Here is a 13,576-nt window from a genome sequence, read left to right as displayed (position 1 = left end):
CCATTAAAAAATATTTTAAATTATCCTTTATCTTATAAGGAAATCTATGTTAAATCTCACCGCCACTGACGTGCGTATGAATGCACAGGCTACCAATAAAGACGAAGCCTTATCCCTACTTGCCAAGATATTGAGTGAAGACGGACTGGCGACTGCCGATTATCTTGCGGGACTACAAGCCCGTGAAGCACAGACCAGTACCTATCTGGGGCAGGGGATTGCCATTCCGCATGGCACGCCAGAATCACGTGCTTGTGTGCAACAAACAGGGGTGCGACTCGTGCATTTTGCCGATGGCGTGGTGTGGAATGATGACGGCGAGCGAGCGTATTTGTTGGTGGGGATTTGTGCCAAATCCGATGAGCATTTGTCCATTTTAAGGCAACTGACTCGCACGCTTGGCGATGATGTGGCAGATGACATCAAAAACGCTAAGACGCCAGAGCAAATCATCGCAATCATCAATGGCGATAAGGCACACGACAAAACCAGCTTTTTGGTGCATGAGAATTTATTAAAAACCGAAGTAGTAGCCAGCGATATCGATGAGCTGTATGGCGTGGCGGTCAATGTATTAAAAAATCAAGGCAAGATAACAGGGGTGGTTGGCATTCGTCCTGCCTTTGTGCAACTGTCATCACATTTGGGCTGTGTAACCTTAGAGCATGATGAGCTGGTTGCCGAGCCTGCCCTAGCGTTGGTGGTTGCCAAAAAAGCCCTAGCATGGCAGGATAAGACGGTGCAAGCGTTGGCAGTGATTGCTGGCAATCGCCACACCGATAAGCAGGCATTAGCAGGGGTGTACGATGTTTTGTTAAATGATGAATTTAATGCCAAGCTGACTGCCCTTAGCGTGGGCGAGCTTGCCGAGTGGCTTGGTGCCGAGCGTGCCGTGCATTGGCAATCGGCAAGTGTGGTACTGCTTAATGCTCATGGGTTGCACGCACGTCCTGCCACTGCCTTGTCCGAGCTTGCCAAAGGGGCGACAGGCGAGCTAAAAGTGGCGGTGGATAATGGGGCGTATGTCTCCGCCAAAAGCCTAACCAAACTGCTCTCACTGGGGGCGACACGGGGGCAGAGCCTAACATTCATCGCCGAGCCGAATACCGATGCAACCGAGTATCTCCCCAAACTTATCCAAGCGGTACAAGACGGACTGGGCGAAGAAGTAACACCGATAACTAATAACCAAGCAAATAGCCAAGAAAATCATGAACCTGCCCCTGTGCTTGACTTGTCCGATAATACCATTATCACCAAAGGCGAACGCACGCACGCCACATCAGCGTCAGTAGGGCTGGCTCATGGTGTGGCATTTGTGGCACGCCAAACACGCTTTGATTATGCGGTGCAAGGGGGCGATAAGGCGAGCGAGTGGGCGAGCTTGCAACAGGCGATTGGGGCGGTCAAGGCAGAGCTGACCGACTTTGTACAGCACGCCAAAAAAATGTCCATTGCCAAGATTTTTACCGCTCATGTGGCTCTGCTTGATGATGAAGAAGTAACGCACGGGGCAAAAGATGGCATTGATGATGGGCTATCGGCGGCGGCGGCGTGGCACGCTCATATTGAGCAGTTGGCAAAAGTGCAGGCGAGCGTTGCCAATCATCTGCTTGCCGAGCGAGCGGCGGATTTGCGAGATGTCGGACAAAAAGTGCTTGCCAAGCTGACAGGACAAGCACTCACTGCCGAGCCTGATGAGCCGTATGTGCTTATCAAAGAAGACCTACTACCGTCCGATGTGGCACGCCTAGACCCTGCACGAGTGGCAGGGATTATCACGGCGGTGGGCGGTGCCAGTTCGCACAGTGCGATTGTTGCCCGAGCGTTGGGCATTCCTGCGATTGTGGGGGCGGGCAAGGGCGTGCTTGACATTAACGATGGCGAACAGGTGCTGATAGATGGCGGTCAAGGTTGGTTTGTGGTTGCACCAACCGATGAGATGGTGGCGGTCGCCAAAGCTGAGCAAGCAAGCTGGGCGGAGCGTAAACGCCTAGCCAGTGAAACCGCCCTAAATCCTGCCATTACCCAAGATGGTCATCAGGTGGAGATTGCCGTCAATCTGGGTAATGTTCATGATACTAAGATGGCGGTGGAGAGTGGGGCGGAAGCGGTGGGGCTACTGCGTACTGAGCTTGTGTTCATGAGTCATCAGAGCGTGCCTGATATTGACACGCAGGTGGCGGATTATACACAGGTGTTTGATGCCTTAGACGGTCGCCCGCTCGTGGTGCGTACCTTAGATGTCGGTGGCGATAAACCTTTGCCATATCTGCCCATGCCGTTTGAAGACAACCCATTTTTGGGGGTGCGTGGCATTCGCTTGACCCTAAGACAGCCTGCTTTATTAGAAAATCAGCTCATCGCCTTGATTAAGGCGTCCAAGGGGCGTGATTTGCCTATCATGTTTCCCATGATAGGCAGATTAGAAGAATGGCACGATGCCAAAGCCATACTAGATAAAGTACTGACCGACCACCCCCATGACAAGCTCCAAGTAGGCATGATGATAGAAGTACCAAGTGCGGCGGTCATGGCGGATGTGTTTGCCAGTGAAGTGGACTTTTTTAGCATTGGCACCAACGACTTGACTCAGTATGCCCTTGCCATTGACCGTGGTCATGCCACGCTCTCAAAGGACGCGGACGGTCTGCACCCAAGCGTGCTAAGACTTATCCAAAACACCGTTGCCAACGCCCACGCTCACGGCAAATGGGTGGGCGTGTGTGGCGAGCTGGCAGGCGATGAGCGAGCCATACCGATACTGGTGGGGCTGGGCGTGGACGAGCTGTCCATGTCGGCAGGCAGTATCGCCCTTGCCAAGGCGGTGGTGCGTGAGCTAAACTTTGCCGATTGCCAGTACCTTGCCAAAAAAGCCCTAGCCTGCACCAGTGCTGGCGAAGTGCGTGCCTTGACCGTTGCTAAGGAATCCTAAGATGACACAAGTACTTTGCATTACCCTAAACCCTGCCATTGACCTAACTGTCAGTCTGGACGAATTAAAACTAGGAGCGGTCAATCGTGCCGTATCTAGCCAAATGGACGCCGCAGGCAAGGGGCTAAATGGGGCTCAGATTTTGGCGGATTTGGGTGTGGATACCGTTGCCACAGGGTTCTTAGGTGGCGATAATGACGGCATTTTTAATCGGCTCTTTGGCGAGCGTGAAGCACTCAATCACAGCGAAAATTTGGGTCAAGTGGCGGATAACTTTGTGCGTGTGGCAGGCATTACTCGCACCAACATTAAGCTTACCGATGATTATTATGGCATTGGGCGTACCACAGATGTCAATGGACAAGGGTTTGTGGTTACCGAGACCGACAAACTGCACTTTTTTGAGCAGGTGGCACAGCTTGCCCCTACCTGTGATGCGGTGCTGATTGCTGGCAGTTTGGCGACAGGTTTTGGTTTGTCGGATTTTGACCATTTGTTGACGGTTTTGACCGACATTCATGATAAAGTGGCGGTTGATGTCAGTGGTGAAGCCCTAAAAATCGCCATGCGTTATCCGTTATGGCTCATCAAGCCTAACACCGATGAGCTGACCGAAGTCTTTGGCGTGCCTGTTGAGAGCTTAGATGAGCAGGTGGCACTTTTTGATGAGATTCACAGTGATATTGAGCATATTTTTGTGTCTATGGGCGAGCGGGGCGTGCATTGGCTAAGACGTCATGGCGAGACTCGTGAGCTGTATCGTGCCGTTCCGCCAACCATGAAAATCAAAAGCACAGTCGGAGCAGGCGATACCTTTGTGGCAGGCATGATTTTTGGGTTATTAGCCAATGACGAGCCACAGACGGCGTTGGTGCGTGCCACTGCGTTATCGGCTCATGCGGTCTCTATCATTGGCTTTAAAGTGCCAGAGCAGGACGTGCTAAATGACTTAATTGAGCAGGTTGCTGTGGAAAAATTAGCTTAATCTAAGTTGAAGGCAGTTTAAAAACGCATTTTAAAAAATTGGCTATGGGGCGGATTGATTTACCTTGATAAAACTGTCTTAATCATATCCATGTTAAGCATTAAAATTTAAAAATAAAAATAGGCAAACCCTATGACAAACAAAACTTATGCCATTAGCGTGGCGGATAATTCTGCTTATGGCTTGCTCATTGCCAAGCAGTTGGTTGCCAGTTTGCAAAAAAATGGCATTGATGCACAATTTACCACAGACAAAAACACCGCTCATGGTGTGAGCATTGTCATCACTGATGATGAGCGAGCCAGCACCGAGCAGGTCATTTATCTAAATCAGCACGAGCTTGACTCAGCCAAATTTGGCGATGTGGATTATTTAAAGACACTGCTTACGCCTACCCAAACCGACCAAGCGGTTTTAAAGTCGGCAACTTCATCGGTGCGTAACATCGTGGCGGTAACCGCTTGCCCGACAGGGGTGGCTCATACCTTTATGTCGGCAGAAGCCATTGAGAACTATGCCAAAGCACAGGGCTGGAATATCAAGGTAGAGACCCGTGGACAGGTTGGCGTGGGTAATGCCATCACGGCAGACGAAGTGGCACAGGCGGATTTGGTGTTTGTGGCGGCGGATATTGACGTGGATTTGTCCAAATTTAGTGGCAAAAAAATGTACCGCACGTCCACAGGACTGGCACTCAAAAAAACCGAGCAAGAATTTGCCAAAGCCTTTGAGCAGGCAAGCGTTTATGGTGGCACCCAAAGTGCAAGCACGGCAGGCGAGAGCGATGAGAAAAAAGGGCTGTATAAGCACCTAATGACAGGCGTGTCGCATATGTTACCATTGGTGGTGGCAGGTGGTTTGCTCATTGCCATGTCCTTTATGTTTGGCGTGGAAGCCTTCAAAGATGAGAGCATTGCCTTTGGCTTACCAAAAGCACTCATGGACATCGGTGGGGGCGGTGCATTCGCCTTGATGATTGCGGTGTTTGCCGGCTATGTGGCGTACTCTATCGCTGACCGCCCCGGTTTGGCGGTGGGTTTGATTGGTGGTATGCTTGCCAATACCGCAGGGGCGGGGATTTTGGGTGGTATTATTGCTGGCTTTTTGGCAGGTTATACGGTCAAGTTTTTAAATGATGTCGTCAAACTACCTGCCAGTTTGACGTCCTTAAAGCCGATTTTGATATTGCCGTTATTGGGTTCGCTCATTGTCGGTCTGCTTATGGTCTATGCCATTAATCCGCCTGTGGCGGCACTCATGACCACCCTAACCGAGTGGCTAAAAACCATGAATGACACCAATGCCATTATCTTGGGGCTGATTTTGGGAGCGATGATGTGTACCGACATGGGTGGTCCTGTGAATAAGGCGGCCTATACATTCTCGGTGGGTATGATTGCCTCAGGGGTGTTTACACCGATTGCGGCGGCAATGGCAGGGGGTATGGTGCCGCCCATTGGCATGGCGATAGCGACGTGGATTGCCAAAAATAAGTTTAATGACAATCAGCGTAACGCTGGCAAAGCGTCCTTTGTGCTGGGTCTGTGCTTTATCTCAGAAGGGGCGTTGCCCTTTGTGGCGGCTGACCCTGCTCGTGTGATTATCGCGTCTGTGGTCGGTGGGGCGTTGGCAGGGGCGATTTCTATGGGGCTTGGTATCGGGCTACAAGCACCGCATGGCGGACTGTTTGTGATACCGTTCGTCTCACAACCGCTCATGTATCTGGTGGCTATCACGGTTGGCAGCGTGGTAACTGGCGTGCTGTATGCCTTTATCCGCCAAAAAGAACCGCAAAAAATGGTGGCATAATGATAAAAACCCTGTCGGCTGGCAGGGTTTTTGGTGTTATAAAAATTGAACGGTAAAAAATCGGACAGTCTCCCGTCCGATTTTAATTTAGGTTGTTTTGTTAGTTTTATTTTAGTATTTCTCTAAAAGTACCGTCTGTGTTCATGCGTAGCAACATTTTGGCACGGTCAGTATCTAGTGATGTCTGCCAGAAACGGTCTTGGTTTGGCACGAACAACACATAACTCACCACGCTTGGCACTTCTTCAATAGGGGTCAAGTCGTCTTTTTCCACTGTTTCGTTGTATAGCTTGATGAATTTGTCCGCTACGTCAGCAAAACGCAAGTCGTGCATTGGTGTTAGGTTTGGTTCTAAATCGCCACCGCCAGAGAGTTGAACAGGAGTGGGTTCGCTCCATTTGCCGTCTGACCATTTGTAGATGTAGTTATCAATATTCTCAGGCTTGTCGGGGTCTTGGATGTCAATGCTGATTTGGATGTCAGTAAAATTAACGCCTTGGAAGAATTTTAACTCCTTGCCTGCAAATTGGGGCAGTGCCAGCAGTTCATCTTGAACTTTTTGTAGTTTTGCTGCATCTGTCAAGGGATGAACGGTTGTGGCAGGAGTCTCTTCTGCTGTGGCGACATCAACGGCAGGCTCGGTTGGGGCAGGTTGTGTTGTTGGCGTTGCTGGTGTTTCGGCTGTGGTTGGTGCTGGCGGGGCGGTTTCTGTTTTGTCACCGCCACAGGCAGTCAATAGAGCAACCAAGCTCAGTGGTAGGATTGCTTTTTTCATGAGAGTTATCTCCTTTGGGTTAAACGAAATTTAAATAAAATTAGGCATTATCCTGAGTTGGGGTCTTGGCAGGTTTGCGACTACGGGTAAGCAGATGACGACCAAGCAAGCCAATCATGCCCATGATAATCCATGAAATCCCTGCCTGCAACATCGCATCATCGCCAAAAAACTCAGCTTGTTTGTCCGCTTTGATTTGGGCTTTGGTTGCCATCTCTTGGTAGGTGATGACCCCTGTACCATTCATGACGATGTCATAAGTGATGTTCTCATCAGTGGCATCATATTTGGCGGTGATTTGTTCTTCTAGGACGCTCTCAATGCGAGACTGCTCCAAATCATGGTCTAGTCGTAGCTTGACCATCTGTCCTGATGTTGGCTGTACGTCCAGCTCATAAAACTGCTCGGCGCTGTTTGGTCCACGGCGACGTTTGGTCTCTAAGGTAACATCACGACCTTCAACCACTTTACCTTCAACCACACTTAGGGCGGACTCTGCGGGTATGCCACCGCCTGTACTGGCATTGTGATTGCTAAAAAAGTGCATGCCCACCAAGCCAATACCACCAAACAAGAATAAATAAGACACCAAAAGAATTTTGGCAAAAACATTTTTTAACATGACAGTTACCCATCCATGAATTAGACAAATGGGTATTATATATCGTCGGGGGGGGGGTGCGTCAAGCGGTAATTGATAATTTTTATTTACCAAATCGGTTTTATTGATGATGACTTTTGCGGATAAAAATAAAAAATCGGACAGTCTCCTATCCGATTTGAATTGATAAAAAGCATGAATTAACCTTACCCATCCCGCTCCTTATCCTTACCATAGAACGCTTCTTCTCGGCTGTCTTCAAACTCTACCCACACGGCACTGATAATCGCCAGCAGTACGGCAAAGCCCAATCCTAATATCCATGCAAAATACCACATGAGTTATCTCCTAATATAGTGTATGTTCGTTCTCTTTAATGTAAGCTTTGGTAACCTTGCCCCGCATGATGGCATACGCCCAGCTCGTGTAGCCGACCACCACAGGCAGGATAAACACCACCACATAGACCATGACCATGAGTGTAAACTGGCTAGACGTGCTGTCCCACACGGTCAAGCTCGAACGGGGGTCGGACGATGACGGCATATAAAAAGGAAATAAAGCCACGCCTGCGGTCATAATCACCCCAAGCACGCCCACGCTAGACAGCACAAAGGCAGTCAAGGTGCGTCCTGCTTTCATGACAAGCACCGCCACGATAGGCATGATGACACCCAAGGCAGGAAACGCCCACAATGCCCCATTTGCCTTAAAATTGGCAAGCCACGCCCCTTGTTCGGTGATGACGGTCTTACTTGCGGGGTCAATCAAGGCGTTTTTGTCCACCGAACTGGTGATGACATAGCCGTCAAGGTTTGCCACCCAAAAGCCTGCCAATACAAACAGCACCGACATGATGACGGCAGAGATAGTGGTTAATTTTTTGGTGCGAGCTTGAATGTCATCGACTGTGCGATGAGCCAAATATACCCCGCCTTGGGTTATCATCATAAAGGCACTCACCAGACCACAGAGCAGGGCAAAGGGCGACAGCAAACCCCAAAACGAGCCAGTATAAGTAGAGACAAGCTGATTGTCAAAACCAAATGGCACGCCCAAAAACAAGTTGCCAAACGCCACCCCAAAAATCAAGGCAGGCACGAACGAGCCGATAAACAGTCCCCAATCCCATGCCGTCCGCCAGCGTTCATCTTTGACCATGCTACGGTATTTAAACCCCACAGGGCGAAAAAACAACGCCCACAATGCCGCCATTAACGCCCAATAAAACCCGCTAAATGCCGTGGCGTACAGCAAGGGCAGAGCGGCAAAAATTGCCCCGCCTGCCGTGATGAACCACACCTGATTGCCTTCCCAGTGAGCCCCAATGGTGTTGATGACCACACGCCGTTCCTTGTCGGTTTTGCCGACAAAGGGCAACAGACTACACACGCCCATGTCATGACCGTCCATAATCGCAAAGCCGATGAGCAAGATACCGATGATGAGCCACCAGATGAATTTTAGAGTTTCATAATCAAATAGCATGGTTATACTCCTTTAAATTCATTGGGGTTGATGATGTTTTTGTCGCTTTTTTCGCCAAAATACCGCCCTGTGCCGAGACTGGCAGGGCCCAGACGGACGTATTTTTGCATCAGATAAATCTCAATGATAAACAAAATGGTATAAAACACCACAAAGCCAATCAGCGACCATATTACATTGCTAATGGCGATGTTGGACACCGACAAATGTGTCGGCAATACCCCATACACCGTCCACGGCTGGCGACCATATTCGGCAACGAACCAACCTGCTTCGGCAGCTATCCAAGGGGCAGGGAGCATGATGACAGCAAATTTTAACAGCCATTTTTTCTCCATAAAATTGCCCTTAATGGTAAAAAATAGCGATAAGGCAAACAGCACCAACATCAAAAAGCCCAAACCGACCATGATACGAAACGTCCAAAACATGGGTGTTACCTTAGGAATGGTGTCATTGGTGGCGGATTTTACCATGTCGGGGGTGGCTTGGGTAACGTCATGGGTGTATTTTTTGAGCAGTAAGCCAAAACCCAAATCGTTTTTGTGGTGTTCAAACTGTGCTAATGTCTCAGGATTGACCGCCTTGCCGTCTGCCATGCTCGCACGCATCTCATCTAAGGCACTGACCGCAAAGATACCGCTGACGATTCGCTCTTCGTTAATCTCCTTAATGTCATGAATGCCTAATATCTCTTTATCCAGCGAGCGTGTGCCGATGATACCCATGGCATAGGGGACGTGTATCGCCCAGTCGTTTTTTTCTTCTTTTTCGTTGATGAGTGCCACGACATTAAAGCCGGCAGGGGCAGGCTCGGTCTCCCACATCGCTTCCATGGTGGCAAGTTTGGTCTGCTGAGCCAGCCCGATAGAATAACCCGACTCATCGCCTAACACAATGGTGCTACAAATGGACGCAAAACCAAAGGCGGCTGCCACATGAAAACTGCGTTTGGCAAAGGCGACATCACGCCCTTTGAGCAGATACCAAGCCGACACCGACAGCACAAACATCGCTCCGACCACATAGCCTGCCGAGACGGTATGGACAAATTTATTTTGAGCGTCAGGGTTTAGCAGGATTTGGGCGAAACTGGTCATTTCCATTCGCATGGTCTGGTAGTTAAACTCCGCCCCCACAGGATTTTGCATCCAGCCATTGGCAATTAAAATCCACAGAGCCGACAGGTTCGTCCCCAGTGCCATGAGTATGGTGGTGATGAGATGTTGCACACGGCTCATTCGCTCCCAACCAAAGAAAAACAGCCCGACCATCGTGGATTCTAAGAAAAACGCCATCAAGCCTTCAATGGCAAGTGGGGCTCCGAACACATCGCCGACATAGTGCGAATAATACGCCCAGTTCGTCCCAAACTGGAACTCCATCGTAATGCCCGTGGTAACCCCCAAAGCAAAGTTAATGCCAAAGAGCTTACCCCAAAAGCGGGTCATGTCTTTCCAAATCTCTTTGCCTGTGATGACATACACCGACTCCATGATGACCAACAGCCATGTCATGCCAAGCGTTAGGGGGATAAATAAAAAGTGAAATAATGCTGTTACGGCAAATTGTAGCCGTGAGACATCTACCAAAGACTCGGTAATCATAGGCTCACCAGTGTAATAATATATCGGCATTTATATTAGCATAATCTAATATAAACAACAAGCAAATAAATAATAAATAGTGTGGGTTATATGACAATAAATTTGACATGGCTTGTTAAAAAAGCATTGTCATGGTAGGCACACCCTAAATGGACACACATATTGTTGGGTAATTTTGTGATTAAAAATCATTTTTGTCAAGGCGAAAACTGTTGATAAATGGTTAAATATTATTCATTTTAAATACATCAATTAAATCCTAAACAAAAACCCAAACAAAAAACAGACAAGCCAAACTTGTCTGTTTTAAGGTCAATAAAAAGAGTAAAAACGCCATGCCAAATCTACGACATCGGCAAGTCAAACAACAAAAATTCTGCAAATTCATCACTTTGAGCGATGATTTGGTTCTCATCAATTATCGCCACCGCATCGCCTGCTTGATACTGTGTACCATTTATCATGACAGACCCTTTGGCGACTTGTAGCCAGTAGGCTCTGCCTTTATCAAGGCTCACGACTTGCTCGCCGTCCAACTGATACCGCCACAGCTTCATGTCTTGATACACCACAAACGACCCGCTCTCCCCTGTGGGCGACAGGATGAGCGTACCGCCCATATGGTCATCAAATCTTGCCTGCTCATAGCGTGGGGTTACGCCCATGAGATTGGGCATTATCCAGATTTGGTACAGATGTAGCTCGTCCGTGTCGCTTGGGTTAAACTCCGAATGACGCACGCCCGTCCCTGCTGACATGAGCTGAAACTCGCCTGCTGGCACGGTCTCGCTGTTGCCCATACTGTCCTTATGAGCGACCGACCCCGACAACACATAGGTCAAAATCTCCATGTCTTTGTGTGGGTGCATACCAAAGCCCATGCTTGGGGCTATCCAGTCTTCGTTGATGACTCTAAGGGTAGAAAAGCCCATAAAATTAGGGTCATAATAATCGGCAAACGAAAAGCTATGGCGACTGGTTAGCCAACCATGCTCGGCAAAACCACGCTCGTGCGACAGTCTAGGGATAATCATAAAAATACCTGATGTTTTTAAAATTTATCCCATTATAAATCTTTAAAAGTGGTAAATAAATAGCGGTTTGGTTGATGTATCTTTTCTTAATGGGAAAAATAAAACACGCTTGTCAATATCGCCTAAATTGATTATGATAAACCCATACTTTTTAGGAAATCATCATAAATATCAAGCCCCTTATTTTTGCCCTATCCCTTTTACCCCTATCCGCTTTGGCGTGTGAAGTGCCAAAGGTAACGGGATATAATCATGTGGGTTGTTTGCAGGGTGGTTTAGCAAGTGTGGAACAAAACGGCAAATGGGGCATGATTGACAAAAACAATCACATCATCATTCCTTTATCATACGATGATATATTGGATGTGTCTGAAAATAAAATTGGTGTCAAGAAAAATAACAAATGGGGATTTATTGATAAAAATAACCAACTTATCATTGATTTTTTGTATGATGAAATACATTCTTTTCATCAAAACATGGCAGGCGTAAAAAGCAATGGCAAATGGCAATTCATTGACCGGACAGGTAAACCAACCATATACACCGATTACGATGATATCTTTGATTTTTCAAATAATATCGTTCAAGTAACACAAAATAAAAAGATTGGTTGGATTGATAAAACAAAGGGAGTTATCATACCTGTTGAGTACAGTCTTTTGGAGTATTTTTCACAAGATTTGATATTAGCCAGAAAAGATAATAAATTTGGTTTAATTGATAAAAATTCCAATATCGTTTTACCTTTTGAATATAGTTTTATACAAAAACTGCCCAATGGTGTGGCAAAAATACATCAAAGACAACCAACCAAATATTTAAGCTACCGTTATGGGCTGATTGATAAAAATGGTAAAATTGTTGTTAAGCCAGAATATAAATATCTTAGCATGGCAACTGATGATTTATTTATTGCAAAAGCCGATGACAATCACAAAGGGGTTATTACCAAAACAGGAGAGATTATCTTGCCTTTTTCTTACCAAGAAATTGACTTTTTATCTGGGGGTTTGATAAGGGCAACAAAAGACACAAAATTTGGATTGTTTGACAGTCAAGCTAAGCCACTCACGCCTTTTATTTATGATTATCTTGGAGATTTTTCGGAGGGATTGGCTGTTGTTTATAACAAAGAAACCCGCAAAAACGGTTTTATTGATGATACAGGAAAAGAAGTCATTCCACTGGATTATGACTCGGCAGGCAGGTTTAGACATGGTTTGTCCATTGTTAGGCTAAACGACAAATATGGCATGATTAACAAAAATAATCATGCCATAATACCCATCAAATACAAAAATATCGAACGCTTATCAGAAAATTTGATTCTGTTAGAAAAAGTCAAAGAGGATCAGTTTTTTTATTACGATTATTATCTTATGGACAATCAAACCAACATCATCAACAAGAAGCCTTATGATGGAATTTATACACCATCTGAGAATTCCTATGGGATGCAACTTAAGACTGCTGATAGAATTAAAGTATCAAGAGATAGATTGTATGGATTTGTTGATGATTTTGGCAAATTAGTTATTCCCATTCAATATGATGATGCTCAGAATTTTTCAGATGGTTTGGCAAGAGTGAAACAAAACGGCAAATGGGGATATATTGACAAAACAGGTAAAGTGGTTATCCCTGTTCAATATGATAATGCTTGGAGCTTTTCAGGGGGCTTGGCAAAAGTAAGACAAAACGGCAAATGGGGTTTTGTTGATAAAACAGGTAAAGTGGTTATTCCCATTCAATATGATTATGTTTGGAGCTTTTCAGAGGGCTTGGCAGGAGTAAAACAAAACGGCAAATGGGGGTTTATTGATAAAACAGGTAAAGTGGTTATCCCTGTTCAATATGATTATGTTTGGGTTTTTATCAATGGTAAAGCCAAAGTATCATTAAACGGCGAAACCTTTTATATAGACACAACAGGCAAACGCATTAACTAACCAAGGAAACAATTATGAAACAATTTCTAAACCCCCTTATCATCACCCTATCCCTTTTGCCCTTATCTGCTTTGGCGTGTGAAATGCCAGAGATGTCAGAGTATGATACTGTGAGTTGCTTGGTGGATGATTTGGCAAAAGTGGCAAAAAATAATAAGTGGGGAGTTGTCCATAAAAATGGCAGGCAGATTATTCCTATTCAATATGATGATATTTTGGATTTTAAAGAAGGTTTGTCGGGAGTAAGTCAAAATGGCAAATGGGGATATATTGATAAAACAGGCAAAGTGATTATTCCTATTCAATATGACTTTGCTTTTAACTTTTTAGAAGGTCTAGCAGGGGTGAAGCAAAATGGTAAATGGAGTTTTGTTGATAAAACAGGCAAGA

Annotated in this window: 11 protein-coding genes; 5 read left to right on the top strand and 6 right to left on the bottom strand. The window is 46.5% G+C overall.

What is annotated here, in order from left to right; translation table 11 throughout:
• The first annotated feature begins 46 nt into the window (after positions 1-46).
• The 3 genes from ptsP to IM753_RS11800 all read left to right on the top strand — a co-directional run bounded on the left by ptsP (position 47) and on the right by IM753_RS11800 (position 5,729).
• On the top strand, positions 47-2,935 hold the full coding sequence (ptsP, locus tag IM753_RS11810) for a phosphoenolpyruvate--protein phosphotransferase (protein ID WP_194109364.1): 2,889 nt from the start codon (positions 47-49) through the stop codon (positions 2,933-2,935).
• Position 2,936: 1 nt separating this feature from the next.
• Positions 2,937-3,920, top strand: coding sequence for a 1-phosphofructokinase family hexose kinase (locus IM753_RS11805; RefSeq protein ID WP_194109363.1), 984 nt, complete (start codon positions 2,937-2,939; stop codon positions 3,918-3,920).
• 132 nt (positions 3,921-4,052) lie between these two features.
• Positions 4,053-5,729: a fructose-specific PTS transporter subunit EIIC gene (locus IM753_RS11800; protein WP_197035913.1), complete on the top strand. Its 1,677-nt coding sequence runs from the start codon at positions 4,053-4,055 to the stop codon at positions 5,727-5,729.
• A 106-nt stretch (positions 5,730-5,835) separates the two neighbouring features.
• Here the strand turns inward: IM753_RS11800 and IM753_RS11795 are convergent, their stop codons facing one another.
• From IM753_RS11795 to IM753_RS11770, 6 genes are all read right to left on the bottom strand, one after another.
• Positions 5,836-6,504, bottom strand: a complete 669-nt coding sequence (locus IM753_RS11795) for a hypothetical protein (RefSeq protein WP_065256514.1) — start codon at positions 6,502-6,504, stop codon at positions 5,836-5,838.
• Between the two features lie 40 nt (positions 6,505-6,544).
• Complete coding sequence (locus tag IM753_RS11790; protein ID WP_065256513.1) at positions 6,545-7,126, bottom strand: hypothetical protein; 582 nt, start codon at positions 7,124-7,126, stop codon at positions 6,545-6,547.
• Between the two features lie 185 nt (positions 7,127-7,311).
• A complete protein-coding gene (gene cydX, locus IM753_RS11785) occupies positions 7,312-7,443 on the bottom strand; it encodes a cytochrome bd-I oxidase subunit CydX (protein WP_065256512.1) in 132 nt (43 codons plus the stop codon).
• A gap of 10 nt (positions 7,444-7,453) precedes the next feature.
• A complete protein-coding gene (gene cydB, locus IM753_RS11780) occupies positions 7,454-8,593 on the bottom strand; it encodes a cytochrome d ubiquinol oxidase subunit II (RefSeq protein ID WP_065256511.1) in 1,140 nt (379 codons plus the stop codon).
• A gap of 2 nt (positions 8,594-8,595) precedes the next feature.
• Entirely contained in the window at positions 8,596-10,200 is a 1,605-nt protein-coding gene (locus tag IM753_RS11775) for a cytochrome ubiquinol oxidase subunit I (protein WP_065256510.1), read from the bottom strand.
• A gap of 344 nt (positions 10,201-10,544) precedes the next feature.
• Positions 10,545-11,234, bottom strand: coding sequence for a pirin family protein (locus IM753_RS11770; RefSeq protein ID WP_194109362.1), 690 nt, complete (start codon positions 11,232-11,234; stop codon positions 10,545-10,547).
• A gap of 227 nt (positions 11,235-11,461) precedes the next feature.
• Here IM753_RS11770 and IM753_RS11765 point away from each other — a divergent pair, with 227 nt between their 5' ends.
• Both IM753_RS11765 and IM753_RS11760 read left to right on the top strand, forming a co-directional pair.
• The gene (locus tag IM753_RS11765) at positions 11,462-13,186 is read left to right on the top strand and encodes a WG repeat-containing protein (protein WP_065256508.1); all 1,725 of its coding nucleotides are present in this window, start codon (positions 11,462-11,464) and stop codon (positions 13,184-13,186) included.
• A 14-nt stretch (positions 13,187-13,200) separates the two neighbouring features.
• A partial coding sequence (locus IM753_RS11760) for a WG repeat-containing protein (protein WP_194109361.1) occupies positions 13,201-13,576 on the top strand: 376 nt, incomplete at its 3' end.

It is taken from the genome of Moraxella sp. K127, assembly GCF_015223095.1.
In the GTDB taxonomy this organism is placed as follows: Bacteria; Pseudomonadota; Gammaproteobacteria; order Pseudomonadales; family Moraxellaceae; genus Moraxella.
Note: the sequence above shows the minus strand (reverse complement) of the source record. Positions and strands in the feature narration are given on the sequence as shown.